This window comes from Emticicia agri (assembly GCF_004168285.1).
GTDB classification, from domain to species: Bacteria; Bacteroidota; Bacteroidia; order Cytophagales; family Spirosomataceae; genus Emticicia; species Emticicia agri.
Window position 1 is genome coordinate 41,581 of record NZ_SEWF01000036.1, and the last position, 21,315, is coordinate 62,895.

A 21,315-nucleotide genomic window follows, 5' to 3' on the forward strand; every position below is an offset into this window, starting at 1 on the left:
AGTAGAGACAGGGCAATGTGTCGTTAAACATAAAGATAGGCACATTAGGATAAGACGTAAAGATTGGGTTGTTTTTTTGTAGAGACTGTCTTAAATTTGTCTCAACTCTATTCCTAACGACACATTGCCCTGTCTCTACAAAACCATCCTATTTGGAGAATTTTTTAATTTGGAGAGTTCTAAAGCTAATAAGCATCCTCATTAAAAATACGAATCTTTTTGACTACTCCATAAAACCTTATCTCTACGGCTAACAGCACAGTGCCCTGTCTCCACAACAATCAGGAATTTGTAAGAACTTTTATTTTGTGAGACATAATAATTTGGTGGCTAAAATACTTCCTTTATTACCTTAGACGGCGACCGCCACGGCGACTTCAGTCGCTGACACTTAAAAATGCTATACTATACACCAGTCAAACCCTACCCAATTATTCCATTACAACTCATTCCCATTTCTCACAATTCAACACCCCAATTCTGCAATTCATTACACCCTTTTTTTTATCCCATTTTTGCTTGGCGTAGTTTTGAATCATTAATTATGAAAAGCAAATGAAAAAAATGAATCACACCGCAATTCCGGCAGTATTGGGCGCTCCGTTTCTGTTCATCGACATGTGGGTCGGTGCCAGATACCCCGATTTCGCTACCACAGCCCCCTGGTTTTCGGGTTTTGCCGGACTCATCTACATTACAGCCTGGCTCCGGTCAGCAGAAAATCTTCGTCGTTTATTAGACAACGGCAAACGAGATTTTGGCTGGTACGCTATCCGTATCTTGATGTGTACCTTAATTATTGCTGATATATCTAACGTATGGGCCATTGTTTCCACCGAAAAGCCACTGCTGTTTTATATACTCGATGCAGGTTGGCCTATCAGTCATTTACTCATGTTTCCCGTAGCGTGGGCAGTTATCAGAAGCGGTATTTTCAGAGGTTATCAGCAGTTTCTACCCTTGCTGATGGGTCTATGGTTTCCGGTAGGTATGTTGTTAGGTCGCAATGATTTTGCCCTTTATTTCGGTGGACTTTACTCAACCATTGTCTGGTCGCTCTTTGCCATCGCTACTGCACGGGCAACCAATTCAACTGTTTTATCTTATTTAACTATCAATCACAAAAACTATTGATAGCCATGTCAATCTTATATATTTTTCGTTCAGTTATTGCCTCTGCTTGTTTATTAGCTTCTACCGCTTCATGTACTATCCCCGAAGGCAACGAGCCAGCACCGGGAGACGGCAAAGGTCAGGTAGGATACCTGATTGGTAAAGTAACCGACCCAAGCGGCAATCCCCTTTCAAAAGCTACTATTTACATTGATAATACCGTTTTTAAAGGTCGTGGAGCAGAAGTTACCTCATCGGCTGATGGGTCTTATAAAATAGCAATGGTAGCAGGGTTAGGACAATGGGTAGCTAAAGGATATATACTGAAACAATACAATGGCCGTGTATATAAAATATTACTTCACCCTGAAAACAACGATTCGTTTTCTCAGGAAGAAAAACCTGTCAGAAACTTCCAGTGGAAATTGCAAGGACAACAGCCTGATTTAAGCCTGAATTTATTCTATGGTGGTTCGGCAGAATTATACAAAGACCCCAACGAAGAAAACATGAACGATACCGAAAACGTAGAGTTTACTTTTCAACCAGACGGTGCTTTGATTGACGGCTCACAAGGTAAAACTTTAAAATTCAGAGGTGGTAAAGCAGGCACACAAAACCGCAACAGACTGATAGACATTCCGATAGGTCGTTATAAAGTAACAGCAGTTTATCTACCAACAGGCAAAGCACTTAAAGTAAAAGACGCCTGGAACGACGACCCTTACGCAAGCAGTGCCATCATCGAATTTCACGGCACAGAAGAATCGTACAGAGCCAACCAGATGGGAATTGCTTATAGACAGTAACCTCAACAGCAACAGCGTGGCACGCTTATCCTCGAAAGAGAAAGAGCGTGCCACATTTATTTTATGACCTCTGTTCTTATGCTTTCCGTGTTCCTTGCTCCGTTCTCACTTGTTCCTTTCTGCTTTTTCCTTTCTCCTCCCACTGGTACAGTTTTTTAGCAATAGAATTGATAAATGATAATCCAATGAAAACATTACAACTATTGGCTTTGTCGCCTGCGCTGATGTACAATGCCCGATTCCTGAACTTTTTTCTGAATCCTGGTGATGGTACCTCTTACAACGGTGGTGAAGTGGACGATGAAGACGTGCTGGAAGATGAAAATCTGGAAGATGAAGACCTACCCGATGAAGCCCCACCCAAAGAAGATGGCGGTATCAGCTATGTAGCCGATGACAGTAAAACTCCACCCGAAAGAGAAGAAAGTAATTTTGAACCTAATAATATGGATGAGAAATAGAAATACGTGTAATGCCCCACATTACACGTATTAAAAAACTCTTTATTTCATCAACCTACGCTCTACCGCTTCCAGACGAGCCGTTAAATCTGTTTTCAGCACTTTGTTTTGTTTTTTCAGTTCTTCTACTTCTTTGGCTAATTGCTGAATGGCGCTGATACCTAACATCGAGAGTGCTTCATAGTCAACCGTTCTGAAATCTTTTACTTCACGGCCATACACAAATAGCTTCTCACTTTCGTAAAGCCAGTTGTTCAGGGTAAAACTCTTATCTTTTACAGATTCGATGATAGTCGTAACCTCCCCATGAACAGGGTGAATAACTTTTATTTTATCACCTGCTTTCAGTTGATAATCTTTTGCCAGCACAACAGTCAGGCGTTTTTGCGTTGCATCGTAAGCTGTTTTTTCGGCAAGGCTATAAATATCAGGGATAATTGAGGTGATTTGCTTCACTGCCTCAGGATATACTGCTTCTACTTCTTGTGCAATCACTTTCTTGAATAACTGGTTGCCCATACCCACCTCATCTTTATAGCGGTAGTCTGTAATTTTTAATTGAAGCAATAGCGCCAGATCTTTGGCTGCATCAGAAACCCCTACAATATTTTTGATGCGTACGTCTGACGAAGTTACGCTCTGAGAAGAAACAAAACTACCTTTGGTAACAATATTATGATTGGCAAGAATACTGACATCATAATTACCGTTACCTAAATTGTGTATTTCTGAATCAGTACTATGATTAAAATATTTGTTGGATTGCAAATTTATTTTCCCATTCAGGCCCTGGCCAACATGCAAAGGGGCATCAGGCGAATTTAACCCACCTATACCCACATTCCCGTTTTTTAGTACCGTAAGGGCATTGTGTCCGCTATTAACTGTAAAACCGTCGCCCACCATAAACAAAGCATCGGTGGCATCAGCATTATTATAACCTATTACAGTAGCATAGGCACTGTTTGTGTGAGTATAGTAGCCTAAAGCTGTTGAGTAATTTCCGCTTGCAATTGTATTATAGCCCATAGCTGTCGAAAAGGTTGCCGTCGCACTTGTTTCTGCACCCAATGCAGTTGAATACGCCCCCGTGGCTTTGGTTTTTATCCCCAAGGCAGTTGAATAGGCCCCTTTGGCTTCGGTCTGGGTACCTAAAGCTAACGAATAATTACCACTCGCCTCAGTAGTATTACCGATAGCTACTGCCACTATGCCCGAAGCTAATGTGTTAAACCCTAATGCCATTGAATTTTGTCCGACTTTATCAAGGTTCCATGCTACCCCCGGATTAGAAACAGTTCCGGCTCTCAGGGCTGCTTTTTGGGGATACCAGATAAATTTTGTACCGAAGCCGGAGGTATCAGCACCGAATAAAACGGTTTTCCCTTCTCTTACATGCAAAGGAGCCACAGGTGTGGTAGTACCTATACCTACATTACCTGTATTGGCATTATGAATAGCAGTACCATTGGCAGCCCAGCCACCGCCTGCCGCAGCATTGGTAACCGGTATCCAGTTGGTGCCGTTCCAGTATTTGAGTTGATTAGTATTTTTATCGTAAACAATAGAACCCTTGTCAGGGTCTGCGGGGTTACCCGGCTCTAACGTGATAGATTGTGCCATTGCCCCAAACGAGAGCATAAGCATAATGGATAAAAAGATTAATACCGTTTTCATAAGAAGATGTTAAATAATAGCTTTTCTTGAGATGTAAAAAACGGTTGCAATGATAATGAAAGGATAGGCGCAGAAGTCAAAAACACTTCAATAACTGCTCATAATTTTATCGGTTGGACACACGAAAAATTTACTTGTACCACCCGATAAAAGAATGAAAAAATGCTTGTTTTTTGACAGAAAGAGGGTAAGAGAAGTAGAAATTGTCTAACATTTTTATTTAACTTCTAAAATGTCAGCGAATAGAATTCGCTGAAAATAATGTTAGATAAGTTCATAATAGGCAAAAGTACCTGCAAAAACAAAAAAGGTAAAGAAAACAGTATTTGCTGAACCATTTCCATTCCCATCAATTAAAAGAGGCCCTGAATTCGAGCGGGGTAACCCGTGTTTTGCTTTTAAAGAGTTTATTGAACGACTGTGCATATTCAAAGCCGAGATAATAGGCTATTTCACCAACGGTCATGCTCGACGAGGTCAGCATAGATTTTGCTTTTTCAATGAGTTTATTGTGAATATGCTGCTGGGTGTTTTGTCCGGTCAGGTTACGCAATAAATCGCTCAGGTAATTGGGCGAAAGATGCAGTTGGTCAGAAATAAATTTTACTGTCGGTAAACCCTGTTCTTCTATTTGGCCACCGTTAAAATAATCGTCTAAAATCTCTTCTAACTTTATCAGTAAATCGTGGCTCACGTGCCTGCGGGTAATAAACTGACGGTTATAAAACCGATTGGCATAATTTAACAAAAGCGACAGGTGCGACAGAATAATTTCCTGACTGAAATTATCTATATTGGCGTGGTATTCCTCATGAATATTTTCCAACAATCGCTCTATCATTTTTTCTTCTTTGGGCGACAGGTGCAGAGCTTCGTTGACGGCATAATGAAAAAAGCCATATATCTTTATCTGCTTTTCTAACACGTGCCCCCTCAGAAAATCAGGGTGGATACTGATAGACCACCCCGTTGACGGCATTTCATCGTCGGCATTCCAGCTTAGCAACTGGTCAGGTGCAAAAAAAGACATCATGCCCTGGTTATAGTCAAAGTTGTTTTGCCCGTATTTAGTCTGGCAGGTGCATTTACGTTTAATGGCAATGGCATAAAACTTATTCATAAAAGCACCTGTTTCTCTGGTAGTAGGGCCTGACGATTCTTCAAATCTGGCAATACTTACCAGCGGGTGCTGCGGTTTTGGCAAACCCATTAACTCATGCTGAAGTGCAATGGTATCAATGGTAAATAAAGTTTTAGCTTTGGTTTTCATACGTAAGAGTATCCCTTTTGAAAGGTAGAACGTGCACCTTTAGCAATAAATTTCGCAATTACCGAATTTGGCAACAAAGCCCCTAATTTAACCCCTATTCTGTTGGTCAAACCCGATATGACTACTATTTTTTGGCTTTTCATTCCCTTCATGGCTTCGTCGGCCACCATGTCGGGGGTTTGTATATTGGCTTTGCCAAGCAAGGCTTTTTTATCGGATTCGTTAATGTTGGCTGTTTCAAAAAATTTAGTCTCGGTAGCCCCCGGACACAACAACATAATACGGATATTAAACGGACGGTTTTCTTCTGCCAGCGCCTCTGTAAACGATTTTACAAATGCTTTGCTTGCGGCATAAGCTGCCATAAAAGGTGCAGGCATAAAGGCCGCCATAGAAGCCACATTGATAATAGTACCGCTGTTACGCTCACGCATTTGTTTCAGGTAATGATGTGTGAGCGAAACCACCGCCATCATATTCAGTTGCATCATGCCCAGTTCGTTGGCAAGGTTCAGTTGCGTAAAATCGCCTGCGGTTCCAATTCCGGCATTGTTAATCAGACATGCTACGGTCAGTTTACGCTTTTCTGTTTCTTCTACTATCCTTAAATCTGCCTGCGGTTGCGATAAATCAATGGCGATGTATTGCACCGAAACACCATATTTATGGCTCAATGTGGTACTCAATTCTTTAAGTTTGGATTCTGAGCGTGCCACCAGCACAAGGTTGTGTTTTTCGGCTGCCAGCCTGTCGGCCCAGGCCTCACCTATTCCGCTTGATGCCCCTGTAAGCAAGGTAACTTTCATATTTTTTGTCTGTATTTAATAATAGCACAAAGGTCTTACAGACAAGCCACATAAAAGTATCCAAACCCCTGCGTGTTGTAGCCGAATTACGGAAATTGAGAAACAGAACTATAGAAGAGACTACAATGGTTTCAGAAACAGGCTTTATTTCCGGCGTTTTTCTATATCAGGCAAAAAGCCAGTCAGAATCCCGATCAAGGGCAGATACGAACATACATCAAACATATAGCTGATACTGGTATGGTCGGCTAAAGTACCCAGCAAAGCAGAGCCAAGGCCACCCATGCCAAAAGCCAGTCCAAAGAAAAGGCCGGAAATCATGCCTACTTTGCCCGGCATTAGTTCCTGGGCATACACTAAAATCGCCGAAAATGCCGATGAGATAAGTAACCCGATAAATACAGCCAATACAGGCGTATAAAACAGATTGGCATAAGGCAACAGCAAAGTAAAGGGTGCAGCCCCTAAAATAGAAATCCAGATAATATATTTTCGTCCGAATCGGTCGCCCAGCGGGCCTCCGGCAAAAGTACCTACGGCAATGGCTGCCAGAAAGATAAATAACTGAATCTGTGCATCTTTTACGCTTAACTGAAATTTATCCATCAGGTAAAAAGTATAATAACTGGTCATACCTGCCATATAGAAAAACTTCGAAAACATCAGTAAAATCAGAATAAACATAGACACCAGAATGCGGTTGCGACTTAATCCGGTGCTTACCTCCTGCACGGTTTTATTGGCTTTGGGCAAGGCCACGGTTTTATACCAGTTGCCTATATTATACAATAAAACAATACCCATAAGCGCAAAAATGCCAAACCACATCACACTATGCTGACCATAAGGCACTACCAACAAAGCAGCTAATAAAGGCCCCAAGGCGCTCCCTGCGTTACCCCCCAACTGAAATATGGCCTGCGCCAGCCCACGTTTACCTCCGGATGCCAGATAGGCCACCCGTGAAGAATCGGGATGAAAAATAGACGACCCTACGCCTATCAGACTAACCGCAAACAGAATCCAGTAAAAATCAGAGGCATAAGCCAGATTTACGAGCCCAACCAAAGAAATAGCCATTCCAACAGCTAAAGAAAAAGGCTTCGGATAACGGTCGGTATAAAGCCCCACAAACGGTTGAAGAATAGAGGCAGTCAGCTGATACGCCAGCGTAACAATGCCAATTTCGGAGAAACTGAGGTGAAAACTCTCCTTGATTAACGGATATATAGCCGGAATAATAGCCTGAATCATATCGTTGAGCAAGTGAGCAAAGCTAATCGAATACAATACCGAATAGACTGTCTGCTGCACAAGCCCGGACTGGGGTGTGGTGGTTGGTTTGGTTACGTTCATCGGATAACAAAGATAGACCTCATTCGCCAAACCGACAAATAATGGTGATTAAAATGTGGTTTCAACTGCTTAGAGTTCTGTAGAGTTTACTATCAGACTTGTTTAATAATATTCTAAGTAACAGCGAATGGAATTCACCGCCTAAGATAACAACGGAATTATCATCTTACAGGCGCAGACTGAAGTCTGCACATAACATAAAAATTACTATATATAAAATATTTTTGAAATCAAGTTCTATTCTACAATGCGTTAATTCTACATTTATTGGGCAAAATTAAAGTGTAATATCTCTATTATAACTCTTAGTCGGAATATTTCCAAGTCCCAGAGGGACGATATATCGGCGGCCGCCGCGCGGTAGAAAAAACAGCAAAATTAACCCCTAAGTCCTGTAGGGACGATATATTAATGGCTCTATATTTACTTCACCCAACGAGTTGACTATCTATCAAAAACCCGCTAATAACCATTCAGCCAAATCCCTCATTCCTTACACTTCATCAATCTTCCCATACAGTTTATCAACTCTCAAAAAAAACGTTAGTGTGCTAGTATAATTTCATCGAAAAATTCAGTAACCGATGAAAACGCTATTGCTATTACTTACTACTTTCAGTTCACTAACCGCTTGGGGGCAAATCACGGGCCGGGTAACTACTCCAAAAAATGAAGCCGTACCATTTGCCAATATTGTATTGCTTGCCGCGCAGGACTCAACCATTGTTACAGGCACAGCCACCGATGAAAACGGAAATTTTCATTTAAATCCCAACAAAACAGGCACTTTTCTGCTACGTATCAGCAGTATCGGCTTTCGTACCTACCAGTCTGAAAACTTTAGCTTTCATTACTCATCTATTCACATCCCTCCTGTTACTTTAACCGAAGAAAACAATGCGCTGAACGAAGTATCAGTTTCTGCAAAAAAAGAACTGATTCAGCAAACCCCTATGGGCAAGGTAATCAATATTCAAAGCAGCCTCCTGACTAAAGGAAGCAATGCCCTGCAAGTATTAGAGCGGCTGCCGGGTGTTATATCCGACCGACGCAACAATCAGTTCAGTCTGAACGGACAAAGTGGGGTAACTATTCTGTTTAATGGACGCAGAGTACCAATGTCGATGGAAGAACTCATGAACCTGCTTGAAAGTACCGTAGCCGATAACATTGAAAAAATAGAACTGATTACCTCCCCTACCGCCCGGTACGATTCTGAAGGAGGAGCAGGCATCATCAATATTATATTCAAAAAGAACGAAAACGAGGGTACCCGACTCAATCTCTCAGCTACAGCAGGCTATGGCTATCGGGAAAAAGCACTTGCGGCTGCAAGTTTATCGCATGGGTTCAAAAAAGCGAATCTCAATGTTTCATACTCTTTCGGGCATAACCATGATTACTCAGGATATAAGGGAAATGGTACTTCCAATTTTCCGTTTATGGGTGGGTATAACAGTACTATTTTCGGAGGACTAACCGACCGTTTGCAGCAGGTACATAACCTCAATGTACTGGCCGAGTTCCGGCCTACTGCTAAAACCTCTTTTGGTGCAGAATTATCGTTGGCATCAGGCAAAACCCATAACCTTGTAGAAATCATCGGCGACCGTATCATGCCCGATGGCAGTTTTCTGGGGTCAAGGGGTTTGTCAGAGGGCACCAATCAGCGGCAGAATTTTATTTCATCGGCTTATCTTTACCACAAACTAAGCCCCAAAGCACAGCTAAACCTTGATTTGAGTTATATAGGTTATGCAAACAATAGCCCAAACCTCATTACATTCAGGTATTTCGACCGGGATGGCAACAATATCCCTCCTACTAATCCTATCTTCAATTATGGGAATCGGGGGCAAAGCCATTCTACCATTCATGTAGGAGTTTTTAAAGCTGACTATTCGTTGCAAGTCAACCCGAAAACACAAATTGAACTGGGTATCAAAGGCAGTTATACTTCTAATGCCAACGATAGTAATGTAGAACGCAAAGTAAGCGATGTATGGGAAATTGACCCACGCACGCAAAGCGCCATCAGCGGACAAGAGAAAATATTAGCGGCTTACTCCCAATTCCGTTTTCTGCTCAACCCAAAATCTAACCTTCATGCAGGTTTGCGCTACGAATACTGGCAACGAGACATTACTATCTATAAAGATGGCTTTACCATTGCCGGGCTTTTCCCTTCGTTGCTTTATACCCATACTGTCAACAGCAAAACCAACTTTAATTTGAGTTACAACCGTCGTATCACCCGACCTGCTTATACTGATTTAATCTCTAACCTTTTTTACAATGATGCCACTTTTGTTTTTTCAGGCAATCCGCTACTAAAACCCACTATTACCAATGTACTGAAAGCCGAACTGAATAAAAACGGCTATAACATGGGGCTATCGCTCCAATACGACATGCATCCGATTCTGCGCTATCAGATAACTGCCAACCCACAAAACGATATTGGTGTTTCTTCACCTCAGAACCTTGATTATCAGAAAAGCATCAATCTTTTTATCAACGCACCTTTTCAATTGGCTTCGTGGTGGAAAATCACTTTGGTTAGTACTACCGCATTGCGCCGTTATAGAATTTCTTATAGCCTCAATCCGGCAGAAAAAACCTACCTTTTTCAGAACCTGAACTTTACCCAGCACATTACATTGCCCCGTAATTTTGAAATTGAAATTTCAGGCTGGCAGAACTTCCCGTTTTTTGATGGAGCCAATCGGTTGAATGGTTTTGGTGTAGTCAATCTGGGCATTGCCAAAAAACTCAGAAACGACAAAGGTACTTTTCAGTTATCACTGCCCGATGTTTTCCAGACCACCTCTTACTATACCCATATAGGTATCATGACCCCGATTGCTTTCCATATCAGAAGTGAGTCAAACTTCAAAGACGAAACAGCACTATATAGAGTCATTAAACTTACCTATTCCAGAAGTTTTGGCAAAAATACCCGCAACATCAGCCGGAGCAACGAAGATGAAGAACGGGAAAGGGTAAGAAAATGAGGGTTTCACTTACCACAGAATCATAACTTATTTATTATCAGTACTTTATGCACAAAAAAGGAGAATTCCTGCAACCACTCAGTAAATTTCCCTACCACTCAATAAGAATACGCTATACTTTTCCCGATTTCTGCTATAAATTTATCGCCGCAACCAGCCCTCTATGGCTGGTTTTGCTTTTATTATTCATCACTTACAGGCTGAATAACAATTACTCTTTCATTATTTAAACCCTGTTTACACATAAGTTTCTGCAATAAAATGCCCTTTAAAACTGAATTTACTGTAATTACAAATTTTTATATTTTAGACCATGAAAAAAACTCTTCTTTTACTGTTATTACCTTTTATCTCCTTTGCCCAAAGAATGGGCGCGGTTGACAGATTTGGCACTATTATATCAAGTAAGTCAACTTTCGGCTATAACTATACCGATATAATTGCTTCAAATGGTGATGCCGGCATACGTTTTATGCGAATAGATACTGCACTCTGGACATTACACAACAGAGCTGCTGATAATTTTCTTGAACTCTACGAAATCGGAAGAGGAACCCGCCTGTCAGTAGCAAAAATCAGTGGTAATGTAGGCATAGGTGTACCAGGGTCTATCAGCCATAAATTAACTGTTCAGCATGGCGGCTCCACAGGTATTCTTAATCGTTCCAGTGCAAGTTATTCATTAATTGATATTGATGCTTTCAATGGGGACGCTGCTTTGCGATTTGCAAAAGCCGGGGTAACCCAGTGGAATACACGTAATAGACCGGGAGATGATTATTACGAAATATTTGAGTTAGGCGGTGGAGGGAGTCGCTTTGTTATTCAGGATGGCACAGGGAATGTAGGTATCGGCGAAACTGCTAATCCTACTTATCGCCTTGATGTTTTACATGGAGGTGCCACAGGTATCCGTAGTCGTTCAAACAGTACATTTTCATTGGTTGATATTGATGCTGCTAATGGTGATGCCGCACTACGATTTGCTAAAGCTGGCGTAAATCAATGGAATACACGCAATCGCCCGGCAGATGATTATTATGAAATATTTGAATTAGGGGGTGGCGGAAGCCGCTTTGTGGTTCAGGATGGTACTGGAAATGTAGGTATCGGCGAGACTACTAATCCAACTTATCGCCTTGATGTTTTACATGGGGGTTCTACAGGTATCCGTAGCCGTTCAAGCAGTTCGTTTTCTACCATTGACATTGATGGTGCCTCCGGTGATGCTGCCTTACGGTTTGCCAAGGCTGGTGTAAATCAATGGAATACACGCAACCGTCCGGCAGATGATTACTACGAAATATTTGAGTTAGGCGGTGGCGGTAGTCGCTTTGTGATTCAGAATGGTACAGGCAATGTAGGCATTGGCGAAACGGCTTCTCCTTCCTATCGCCTTGATGTGCTACATGGGGGTGCCACAGGTATCCGCAGTCGTTCGAGCAGCACTTTTTCATTGATTGATATTGATGGAGCCAATGGCGATGCAGCCCTGCGCTTTGCAAAAGCCGGAGTAAATCAATGGAATATCCGGAATAATCCTGCCAATGATGATTTACAGATTTTTGAATTAGGTGGAGGAGGCGAGCGTCTCAGAATAGAAAATGGCACGGGCAATGTAGTTATTGCAGGAAATCTTGCCAAAGGTGGCGGCTCATTCAGAATAGACCATCCACTCGACCCTGAAAACAAATACCTCTCGCACAGTTTTGTAGAAAGCCCTGATATGATGAATATCTACAACGGCAATATCATCACCGATGCCTCAGGTAAAGCTCAGGTAAAGTTACCTGCGTATTTTGAAGCACTCAATATGGAGTTCCGTTATCAGTTAACCGTTATCGGTTCATTCTCGCAGGCGATTGTGGCTAAAGAAATAGAAGAGAATACCTTTGAAGTAGCCACCGATAAACCCAATGTAAAAGTAAGCTGGCAGGTAACGGGGGTAAGAAAAGATGCTTTTGCCAAATCGAATCGTATTCCGACAGAAGAACTGAAAAAATCGGAAGAAAGAGGCAAATACCTGCACCCCAAAGCATTTGGCAAACCAGAAACAATGGGCGTATGGTACCGCGACGACATGAAAAATGTTAGAGCCGATGGCCCTACCTCCTCCATTGATGATACGCCGATGGTGAATACTGTTAAAGCTGTTACACAAACCATTGCTGGAACATCAGTAGAAGACAAAAAAGTTATCAGCAATGCCGGACCAAAAACCCCTGTGCAAGGCTTACAATCAACTGATGTGATGCCTGTTTCTAACAAAGAAAAAACCAGCAAACCTGTAGAAGGCCCACAAACGACTGATAATTGATAGGGTTTTGATAAAAATAGAGTTCAGGGATTTCATTTCCTTGAACTCTATTTTTTATTTTACCAACACCTACTCACACGCATAAACCCATGCTTCGCTGGTGGTCAGGGTTGTACCGTTGGCGTGTATATCCCGTTTGGTCATAGAGCCTTAGCTATTATACAGACAATCTCATAATTAAGACAGTATCCGGCAAGGACTCTGTATTTCCTGTGGGGTAATTGTTTCCGATTTGGGTTTGCAGGTACACAACAAGCCCACCAGTAACAGGGCAAGAAATATTTTTTTCATTTTTTAAAGCGTAGTTTTAGCCAACAACATTAACCTTTAATTATACCGCAATAATACGGAAAATCGGGCATTTAAATACAAAAAAAGACAAACACAAGTGTATTTGCCTTTCCGAATCCTAAACCTAAATTACAACTGTTTAAACGTGTTCAAAATCTTATCTTTACCTATCGCTCATCTTTATTTCTTCCTCTGCTTTTATCTGTTTCAGTTCTGCTTCGGCATTGGCAACCAGACCCGATTTTTCGATAGCAGTTCTTTGCGAGATAAGGGCTTTGCCACCGTTGGCACTCTTCATATTTCTTACTACACTATCCATGTCATGAATGAGGTAAGGCGTAATATCTGACTGAATATCCATGGCGGCAGCTGGTGTTTTCAGGTCTGGTTTCAGCCAGCCTATATAGGCTTTAAGAATATTGGTGCGGCGTTGCAGGTATTCATCAAATATCTCCCGTTTTTCCTGTACTTTCAGATGGGCATCCATAAACAACATTTCTAAAGCCACGCCCGAAATCCCTTGCTTAAGGTCTTTCAGCGTGTCAAACGAAATATCGGGGGTTTGTGTAAACGAATAGATAACCCTGAAAAGCGTTTCAATTTCGAGCCTGATAGATTCGGGGGCATGGTCCCAACTCAGGTAAGAGGCTTTAGCCCCTTTTTCACCCTGAATAATCGCACCCGATTCTCCTTTTTTCACAAAACCCTCAATTTCACCTTCAATAAAAATCTTGGGATTGCCATGATAATCATTTGTATCAGCAAAATTGCTTAACAGATGCTCTAAACGCTCAATAGCAGTCTGCACATCTGCCCAGTCTGACTGTTCTTCACGGGCATAAACCACCGGAATTTTACCAATACTGTTTATACTTGATTCTATTTCCTGCCAGCCATCGTCTGTTTTTTCAAAGAGTTTATATTCTTCATTGGTATATACCTCAAAGTAGGCCACTTCTTTTTTATCGGCAAACAAACGATAAGCCCGGCAAAAAGCCGTCATATTGCCATATTTGTCAAAGTACGGGTATAACTCGTTCCCATCCCAGGGGCTCAGTTTCATTACCTTAATGCGGTAAGGCGTCTCAAACCCGTAATCAGTATGTTTCTCGTCGCTACTTTCTCCTACCGCAAACCATACTTCTGCTACGGCGGTTGCTCTGAACAAATCTCTGGCAATGCGGCGGTTGAAACTATCTATCTTATTGGCATAAAGAATCTTTTTTACCAGTTCTAATACCTGCGTTTCTGCCTGATTACGGGTCTGGCACGAGAGTTTCACCGGATTCCCGAAAAGAAATGCTACCGACGCCCCTACTATTTTTTTCTGAATAGGCAAGCCCAGCCGATTCACGGCATCCCAGCGTTCAAAGCTACCATCTTCTTTCAGTACTTTTCTGTCGGGGCGGTTGCGTAAGTCAAACACGGGGTGTTCTGCTACCTGATACTGTGTTTTCAATACTTCTATAGGTGGTTGTTCTGTAGCATCTCTGAAGAATTTAACCGATGCCTCAATGTCGTCTGTCTCTGTAATTTCAAATATTTTCATGTGTGTGTATTTTTCTCACAAATATAATATTTATACTTATATTATAAGCATAAATTATGAAATAAATATTTATCATCAACACCTCCGGCTATCTGATAAATTTATTTAATATTGTATCGCTGAAAACAGCCAATAAACGCATGGGACTCTTACTTGAACAATTACAAAATACCTTACCAGATGGTATATCTATTCCTGAACCGATAGCCAGACTCTATGAGTGGATAGAATCAAATGCCTTTTATCAGGATACGATATAGCTAAAACTTACAGGCGGTAAATCAGCCGTTTTCTGAGGCCATTTTGTAGTCGCATTTCTCCACTCACAATCCACTTATACCGTTCAATAAAATTCCTTTGAAATTAACAATTATTTATTTTTTAGTAAGTATGGTTACTGATACATTTGCGGCGTTATTGATTACTGACCTGATTTTATAAACCGCAATATCTAATCACCTAAATTTATGAGAATCAATACTTTAGCGTTTCCTCACCGGACTATCTCGTGGGTAAAAAACTGCTGTGTTGTAGTGGCTTTACTGTTCACCACCATAAGCATACATGCGCAGAATGTAACCATCCTGCCGAGCGGCATTACTCCCCTGCCAATTGGCTATTATCCCCGTCTTACTTATGATGCCATACTGGCATTACCCTCGCCCGAAATCGGCGATTTAGCCGTTGACTTAACCTTCAGATGTCTGCGTTTTTACACAGGCAACCGATGGGCCAGACTTATCAACGACGATGACCTTAATCTGCCTGCCATTACAGCCTGGGCTGAGGGTGGCAACGAAGCTGATTATGGGCATCAGATAGCGGTTGACCCCAATGGTTTTATTTATGTATGTGGTCGGTTCAGAGGTGTTGCTGCTTTTGAGAATACTATTCTTACCAGTAGCGGCGGAGACGACCTTTTTATTGCCAAATACAATAGAGCAGGTGCTTTGCAATGGGCAAAACGTGCAGGAGGTACAGGCGACGACCGGGCGAATGGCATTGCGGTGGACGCAAGCGGGAATCCGTATATAACCGGAAGTTTCTTTATGGCGGCCGATTTCAGTGATACCGACAATGTAACCAGTGCCGGACTCTACGATATTTTTCTGGCTAAATATACGACCCACGGTGCCTTGCAATGGGTAAGAAGTGCCGGAGGAACAGGATACGACATAGGCAATAGCATCGGTCTTGATGCGTCAGGCAATGCCTACCTTACAGGTTCGGTTTTTTATAATGCCACTTTTGGTGATACTACCATAACGAGTGCAGGCAATGCCGATATTTTTCTTGCCAAATATAATTCGATAGGCGAAAAACAATGGGTCAGACAGGCCGGAAGTACGATGGACGATGTAGGTAATGCCATTGCCGTAGATGGCTCAGGCAATGTATATGCTACGGGATATTTTCAGGGAACGGCCTCGTTTGGAGGAACTTTTGTCTCAGCCACAGGAAGCGATATATTTATCTGTAAATACACTACCGACGGGATTTTTGACTGGGTACGAAAAGCCGGAGGTTCACTGACTGATAATGGCAATGGCATAACTGTGAGTAGTGGCGGAGAGGTATATGTAACAGGCGATTTTTCAGGGACAGCTACCATTGGTACTGCCAGTCTTGTTTCTGCCGGAGGCTTCGATATTTTTGTTGCCAAGTATAACCTGAATGGCGACTTTTCGTGGGCGCAGAGAGCAGGTGGCAGCGGTGGCGATGGCGGCATGGGCATTGTGCGTGACCTGAATGGCAACGTATTTGTAACAGGATATTTTATTAATACTGCCACCTTTGGCGACACCAAAATAACCAGTCTGGGTAATATTGATGTTTTTGTTGCCAAGTATAATATTGATGGGGTTTTGGAATGGGTACAGAAAGCAGGCACTTCTGCTGCCGAAATGAGTACAGGCATGACCATTGATACCCACAACAATATCTACATAACCGGATATTTCAGTGGCACTGCTACTTTTGGGAATACAACGATTAGCAGTGCCGGAAGCCTGGATGCTTTTATTGCACGTATTAAAGAGTAAAGATTGTATTTATGGGATAATTATGAATAAAAGAAGTCAGGGGGTTTGCGAAAGCAAACTCCTTTGATTTTACACCTGAATTTAAAGAGAGCAATGTATAACTAAAGTGAAGATGTCAGCTGTAAAAATCCTGACTAACGAGAAACGTATATATAAGATAGTTAGAGCAGGTACACTTTACATAGAAAGTACCTCAATTGTTTCTCCCGTAGCCACAGCTACCTGTTTCGTTTTTTTGTTGATAGCAATCAGTGGTAAATCATGACGCTTATGAAAAATACAGGACGCCTGTTTTCCGCTATGAATATCCTCTGCCTTTGCTACCAGTTCTCCTGTCCGATAATTGAATAACTTCGGGTATTCGTACAAATCCCACGCAAAGGTATCGTCAATCACGGTCAGGTGTGCGCCTATTTCAAAATCCAAAGTGAGTTGACCGGAAATCTGATTGTTTTTTGTATGCCATACAGCCATTCGGTTGGTTTCATTGGTTTCAAAATTATGTCCTATCAGCACGCTTTCATTGTCAATAAAACTTCCGGCAAAAACTTCATCTATTTCGTCTGCAATCGGACACAACTCCGACCTATCTAATAACTGCGGATTAGTTAGACATTCTTCCAGGTTAAACGCCTCTACATAATCCATAGGATGCCATACCCAGCCTCTACTCATCAGCATGCTATTATCTTCACTCACTTCAAACCTCGAATGAAAAAAATCTTCAGGTTTTCTTTTCTTCCGTGTTTTCACTCGCTTACCTGTTTCTACTTCTTCCAGTTCTATCAGGTTGTACTCTTCCGGGCAATGTATCAGGTAAGTTTTACCGTTCTGTGCCTTAAAAAAATTCGCCGGATACTCATACACATGCGCCTGATAATAAGAGCGATTCAGTTCTCTTAACATCCGGCCATTTTTCAGCAAAACGCCTTTAGTGCCTAACTTCTCATAAATAACTGCATAAACGCCATCATCAGACGTAACGGCACCGTCGCAATCAAAACCATACCCATAATTCCCGAGGGTTTCTGTTTTTCCGTTAAGGAGATATTGCCTACCTGAATAGCTCCAATCAATTAATCTGTCATTCAACCAACTCAAAGTGTGTGGTTTGTAATCTGTTTGTAATGTTACTCTTTTCATTGTTATATTAGTAAAAAGAGAGTGTTTGAAAAGCCAAGGCATGCAAAATATTATTTGGCACCACACAACCCGTGCGACGTCCGCCCACACCCTAAATCCCTCCGTAGCGGCGGCCGCTCCCCAACTGTGGGGAGAGGGACTTTTTTGCCCTTCCCCACAGTTGGGGAAGGGTTGGGATGGGGTGGTTTTCCAAATAATATTTGGCATTCATTAACTTTCCAAATACCCTCCTTCTAATAATATACGCAAAAAACTTCACATTTCCAAAAGAAACTTCTCCATCTTGAAATTTGTCAAGGCAACTCCCTGTCTTACTACCGTTTGTTCGGCTACTACTGTAAACCCTCTTTTTTCAAAAAATGGCCGGGCAGTTTTGCTTACATCGGCTGTTAGTCTGGTTTGTCCTTGCCTTAGGGCTTCTTTTTCTAAAGCCTGATACAGTTTAGAAGCAATGCCCTGGTTCTGGTAATCTTTATGCACATAAAACATATCAATATACTTACCTTTGTCCAACGTGCCAAAGCCTACAATAGAATCATTTATCAGGGCTACCATTACATACTGCTGAGTCAGCATGCTATGCCATCTGGTAGTATTCTCTGCTCCTGCTGCCCATACTTTTAACTGTGCTTCTTCATAATCTGACTGACACACCGCATGAATAGTATCTCTGAACAATTGTTGCAATTCAGGCAAATCACTGAGTTGTCCGTGTCGGAGATTGATGGCTTGCTGAGAACTCATAAATCAAGTGCTTTTTCAATGGTTTAAAAACTATAGAAGCCATGCCAATCATTACAACTTCCTATCTAACCAATGAATGATATTCAACAAAAACTGGGCATTTTGTCTGGCATTGGGATGATTCATGCCTGCTTTAATTTTTAACGGGCCTGATACCTGCGCCGAAAACATGGCCGCTTCGCCCATCACCACTATTCGTCCTTTGCCATACTCCATAAAAGCGCCATTCACCAGATTATGCCCCGATACCCTTGGTGTTGTTGCATTGAACTGCCACATGGCCGTTGGCATCAATACCTCATAATCATCGGTCAGATGTGTTAGAATTGTAGCTTCTTTGGGTGCAATAAATGCCTGCCCCGTAAAAAACAATACCGAGTCTATTTTCTCGTCTTTGTTTCTGCCTTTGGTAATGATGCTTGCCCCAAGGTTATTTTTCAGTGTCGAAAACATTTCCGGTTTTTTATCTTTCCGCATGGCAAAACCATCAATAAAATTAAAACCTAAAGCCAGCGCTAATTGCGCCGAGCATCCGGAAAATGGCATGTGGTCGGCAATTAAAAGCAAGCTACCCCCTTTTTTTACCCATTGTTCAACCGCCTTGATTTCATGTTCTGTAAAAGCCGACTTTGCAGGCAGTTTCCATTCATTACTGCTATCAGCGAGGGCATTGGCAATCACTAATACTTTTATATTTGATAAGAACTCTGTCGTAAATTTTTCTCTACCCGATTGTAATGAATACCCGTCCTTGCGGAGTATCTGTCCGAAAGGGGCATATCTGCCTGTGAGCTTGTGAAAATTGGCGTGTGCTTCGTCTAATACCACAAGCGAGCCTTTACCTGTTTCATACATGGGTTTCTGAATAGCGTAAGTAAATTCCATGTCGGCCACTTGCTGGGCAAGTACAGAACCGCTTGAACATAAAAAAATAAGTAGAAAACGAAATAACGTGAGTGGTTTGCTCATCTGACAGATAGTTAAGGTTGATTTTATGAAAGATTTATTTAATTAAAACTCTGATAGTCAGCCGATTAGCCACATCTCGACCTCTATGTATTAGCAGGTTTGGTTTTTATAAAAATTAGCTCCTTTGCTAAAGGGACAGTTTCTATTTTCTTGCTTTCAGCACACTTCTTACTCCCTGGTCATCTGTATAATCAATAATCAGTTCGTTGTTTTTCACAAACCCAATTATTTTACTATCCTGATAAAGATCGGTTTGTTCAACTGATTTTTTCAATTCAAAAATCCCGTCCTGTGTGCTTGGCTCCCCGGTACTTTTCAGGGTGATGCTATACGAGCAACGCTGTTTATCTATCGGCTGCAAGGCTATACTGATGGTGTCTGAAGGCGTAGGCATACTGATAGTTTTCACGCCGTTACCAATCAGATAGACCTGATATACTCCGGTTATATCCTTCGATAAATCAGGAGAAAGTATCTCTTTTGTGCCACACGAAAAAAGTACCAATGCCAGCACCCAGACAGTTAATTTCTTCATGAATGTATCTTGCCAAATAAACAATTGAAGCGGAAATATATTAAGGTCTTATTCTTTAAACAAGTTATAGAGGTTTAAATTGTATGACTATTTTAATTTCTGAACCTACCTGAAATTATTAAAAGATATTTTTTACCCTCAACAAATTACGTAAACCCAACGGATTAGATACGCTGGCAAAATAAACAGGTACCGATAAATAACAAATCCTTTGTTCCGTTTTCCATCCTCCTTTCTCCAACCTAAAACAAATTCCCTAAATTCTTCACTCTCCTACTCATCTTAACCGGATAAAAAGTATTCGCCAGTGCATCAAAGGCATCGGTGCTTCTGCCTAATCGTTTTTTGATTTCTTCTTTGGGTTCAATAATAATAGCCCCATTGCTCTGAAACCGCCACTTGATTTCTGTAGCCTCTTCGGTCAGACCAAACCCTGGAGGCAGCATGGCTTCCTGCCCGTTTTTTGGATTAAGCCAGTCTCTGATAGCCCAGAAGAGGTAGGCACGCATATTGGCAAAAGTATATTGCCCTGTCAGGTCGGTCAGGCTCTCTCCCTTTTCATTTTTGGCAGCTTCACTGTATTTACACGAAAAGGCTCTTGATTTATAGCCTAACTCTACTATACGTGCATAAACCCCTGCCCCCTCGCCGATGGTGTCAATCATACTCAGCGCATGATTATCAAGCGCCAATATGGAAGCAATTCTGCCCGCTACCTGCATGTGGTCGGCTACTCCGCCCGAATTGGTTTGTGTAAACTGCTGTACAATATTCCCATACCGATAGCAAAAAACCGTACTATCCCGACCCATACCTGCCACGTCCACCCCCAGACGCAAAACATCAGTATAATACCCTTCCTGCCCATATGCCTGATGATAGGCAACCCAACGCTTTTGTGCCAACTCAATCCAGACTTCGGGTATCAGGTTATCTTCTGATACCTTCGGAAACTTGCCTAATACTTTCTTTCTGAAATTATCTTCGGGGCGGTACCAGTTTCCTTCAAACTCAAAATCGTCAAGCGTTTCATTGTAATCACTTGCCTGTATCACGCTACACCAGTTAACAACTTTATCTTTTACCCATTCATAATCAACCTGACCGGGAATAATGCTTTGCCGATGCACTACATTAGGTGCTGTAAGCGAATTGAGCCGAAACTTAGACCACCGCTCTCCTTTCTGACTTCGTGCTGCATAACCAATCGGCGTATTCG

At 41.9% G+C, this 21,315-nt stretch carries 16 protein-coding genes; 6 read left to right on the top strand and 10 right to left on the bottom strand.

Translation table 11 applies throughout. From position 1 onward, the window contains the following. Nucleotides 1-564: 564 nt before the first annotated feature. The 3 genes from EWM59_RS20175 to EWM59_RS20185 all read left to right on the top strand — a co-directional run bounded on the left by EWM59_RS20175 (nucleotide 565) and on the right by EWM59_RS20185 (nucleotide 2,383). Nucleotides 565-1,134, top strand: coding sequence for a hypothetical protein (locus tag EWM59_RS20175; protein WP_207220036.1), 570 nt, complete (start codon nucleotides 565-567; stop codon nucleotides 1,132-1,134). A 5-nt stretch (nucleotides 1,135-1,139) separates the two neighbouring features. Further along, nucleotides 1,140-1,922, top strand: a complete 783-nt coding sequence (locus tag EWM59_RS20180) for a carboxypeptidase-like regulatory domain-containing protein (protein ID WP_130023057.1) — start codon at nucleotides 1,140-1,142, stop codon at nucleotides 1,920-1,922. 185 nt (nucleotides 1,923-2,107) lie between these two features. Continuing rightward, entirely contained in the window at nucleotides 2,108-2,383 is a 276-nt protein-coding gene (locus EWM59_RS20185; RefSeq protein WP_130023058.1) for a hypothetical protein, read from the top strand. Between the two features lie 42 nt (nucleotides 2,384-2,425). On the opposite strand, the gene EWM59_RS20190 is transcribed toward EWM59_RS20185, so the two are convergent. The 4 genes from EWM59_RS20190 to EWM59_RS20205 form a co-directional block, all read right to left on the bottom strand. Further along, nucleotides 2,426-4,060, bottom strand: coding sequence for a tail fiber domain-containing protein (locus EWM59_RS20190; RefSeq protein WP_130023059.1), 1,635 nt, complete (start codon nucleotides 4,058-4,060; stop codon nucleotides 2,426-2,428). Between the two features lie 349 nt (nucleotides 4,061-4,409). Next, complete coding sequence (locus EWM59_RS20195) at nucleotides 4,410-5,330, bottom strand: helix-turn-helix domain-containing protein (RefSeq protein WP_130023060.1); 921 nt, start codon at nucleotides 5,328-5,330, stop codon at nucleotides 4,410-4,412. Beyond that, nucleotides 5,327-6,136, bottom strand: a complete 810-nt coding sequence (locus EWM59_RS20200; RefSeq protein ID WP_130023061.1) for an SDR family NAD(P)-dependent oxidoreductase — start codon at nucleotides 6,134-6,136, stop codon at nucleotides 5,327-5,329. Before EWM59_RS20200 ends, EWM59_RS20195 begins: the two co-directional genes overlap by 4 nt. 144 nt (nucleotides 6,137-6,280) lie before the next feature. Further along, nucleotides 6,281-7,492 (bottom strand): MFS transporter, encoded by a 1,212-nt coding sequence (locus EWM59_RS20205; RefSeq protein WP_130023062.1) that lies wholly within the window; start codon nucleotides 7,490-7,492, stop codon nucleotides 6,281-6,283. 584 nt (nucleotides 7,493-8,076) lie between these two features. Here EWM59_RS20205 and EWM59_RS20210 point away from each other — a divergent pair. Then, nucleotides 8,077-10,506 carry a TonB-dependent receptor gene (locus EWM59_RS20210; RefSeq protein WP_130023063.1) on the top strand — a complete coding sequence of 810 codons (2,430 nt, stop codon included), beginning with the start codon at nucleotides 8,077-8,079 and terminating at the stop codon, nucleotides 10,504-10,506. A 313-nt stretch (nucleotides 10,507-10,819) separates the two neighbouring features. Next, the gene (locus EWM59_RS20215; protein WP_130023064.1) at nucleotides 10,820-12,823 is read left to right on the top strand and encodes a hypothetical protein; all 2,004 of its coding nucleotides are present in this window, start codon (nucleotides 10,820-10,822) and stop codon (nucleotides 12,821-12,823) included. Nucleotides 12,824-13,277: 454 nt separating this feature from the next. Here EWM59_RS20215 and EWM59_RS20220 read toward each other — a convergent pair whose 3' ends face one another. Next, nucleotides 13,278-14,663 carry a phage portal protein gene (locus tag EWM59_RS20220; RefSeq protein ID WP_130023065.1) on the bottom strand — a complete coding sequence of 462 codons (1,386 nt, stop codon included), beginning with the start codon at nucleotides 14,661-14,663 and terminating at the stop codon, nucleotides 13,278-13,280. Nucleotides 14,664-15,130: 467 nt separating this feature from the next. On the opposite strand from EWM59_RS20220, the gene EWM59_RS20225 reads away from it, so the two are divergent. Next, entirely contained in the window at nucleotides 15,131-16,705 is a 1,575-nt protein-coding gene (locus tag EWM59_RS20225) for an SBBP repeat-containing protein (RefSeq protein WP_130023066.1), read from the top strand. 177 nt (nucleotides 16,706-16,882) lie between these two features. Here the strand turns inward: EWM59_RS20225 and EWM59_RS20230 are convergent, their stop codons facing one another. The 5 genes from EWM59_RS20230 to EWM59_RS27740 all read right to left on the bottom strand — a co-directional run. Continuing rightward, nucleotides 16,883-17,848 carry a hypothetical protein gene (locus EWM59_RS20230; RefSeq protein ID WP_130023067.1) on the bottom strand — a complete coding sequence of 322 codons (966 nt, stop codon included), beginning with the start codon at nucleotides 17,846-17,848 and terminating at the stop codon, nucleotides 16,883-16,885. Nucleotides 17,849-18,103: 255 nt separating this feature from the next. Beyond that, nucleotides 18,104-18,592 carry a GNAT family N-acetyltransferase gene (locus tag EWM59_RS20235; RefSeq protein WP_130023068.1) on the bottom strand — a complete coding sequence of 163 codons (489 nt, stop codon included), beginning with the start codon at nucleotides 18,590-18,592 and terminating at the stop codon, nucleotides 18,104-18,106. A 51-nt stretch (nucleotides 18,593-18,643) separates the two neighbouring features. Further along, complete coding sequence (locus EWM59_RS20240) at nucleotides 18,644-19,561, bottom strand: motility-associated ABC transporter substrate-binding family protein (RefSeq protein ID WP_130023069.1); 918 nt, start codon at nucleotides 19,559-19,561, stop codon at nucleotides 18,644-18,646. 142 nt (nucleotides 19,562-19,703) lie between these two features. Further along, nucleotides 19,704-20,096 (bottom strand): hypothetical protein, encoded by a 393-nt coding sequence (locus EWM59_RS20245; protein ID WP_130023070.1) that lies wholly within the window; start codon nucleotides 20,094-20,096, stop codon nucleotides 19,704-19,706. A 242-nt stretch (nucleotides 20,097-20,338) separates the two neighbouring features. Beyond that, nucleotides 20,339-21,315 (bottom strand): hypothetical protein (locus EWM59_RS27740; RefSeq protein WP_207220037.1); only part of this gene is annotated, 977 nt, incomplete at its 5' end.

Bases quoted from the DNA above. Each gene is read 5' to 3' on its own strand.
- EWM59_RS20175 (WP_207220036.1), top strand. From the start codon at position 565: ATGAATCACACCGCAATTCCGGCAGTATTGGGCGCTCCGTTTCTGTTC.
- EWM59_RS20180 (WP_130023057.1), top strand. From the start codon at position 1,140: ATGTCAATCTTATATATTTTTCGTTCAGTTATTGCCTCTGCTTGTTTA.
- EWM59_RS20185 (WP_130023058.1), top strand. From the start codon at position 2,108: ATGAAAACATTACAACTATTGGCTTTGTCGCCTGCGCTGATGTACAAT.
- EWM59_RS20190 (WP_130023059.1), bottom strand. From the start codon at position 4,060: ATGAAAACGGTATTAATCTTTTTATCCATTATGCTTATGCTCTCGTTT.
- EWM59_RS20195 (WP_130023060.1), bottom strand. From the start codon at position 5,330: ATGAAAACCAAAGCTAAAACTTTATTTACCATTGATACCATTGCACTT.
- EWM59_RS20200 (WP_130023061.1), bottom strand. From the start codon at position 6,136: ATGAAAGTTACCTTGCTTACAGGGGCATCAAGCGGAATAGGTGAGGCC.
- EWM59_RS20205 (WP_130023062.1), bottom strand. From the start codon at position 7,492: ATGAACGTAACCAAACCAACCACCACACCCCAGTCCGGGCTTGTGCAG.
- EWM59_RS20210 (WP_130023063.1), top strand. From the start codon at position 8,077: ATGAAAACGCTATTGCTATTACTTACTACTTTCAGTTCACTAACCGCT.
- EWM59_RS20215 (WP_130023064.1), top strand. From the start codon at position 10,820: ATGAAAAAAACTCTTCTTTTACTGTTATTACCTTTTATCTCCTTTGCC.
- EWM59_RS20220 (WP_130023065.1), bottom strand. From the start codon at position 14,663: ATGAAAATATTTGAAATTACAGAGACAGACGACATTGAGGCATCGGTT.
- EWM59_RS20225 (WP_130023066.1), top strand. From the start codon at position 15,131: ATGAGAATCAATACTTTAGCGTTTCCTCACCGGACTATCTCGTGGGTA.
- EWM59_RS20230 (WP_130023067.1), bottom strand. From the start codon at position 17,848: ATGAAAAGAGTAACATTACAAACAGATTACAAACCACACACTTTGAGT.
- EWM59_RS20235 (WP_130023068.1), bottom strand. From the start codon at position 18,592: ATGAGTTCTCAGCAAGCCATCAATCTCCGACACGGACAACTCAGTGAT.
- EWM59_RS20240 (WP_130023069.1), bottom strand. From the start codon at position 19,561: ATGAGCAAACCACTCACGTTATTTCGTTTTCTACTTATTTTTTTATGT.
- EWM59_RS20245 (WP_130023070.1), bottom strand. From the start codon at position 20,096: ATGAAGAAATTAACTGTCTGGGTGCTGGCATTGGTACTTTTTTCGTGT.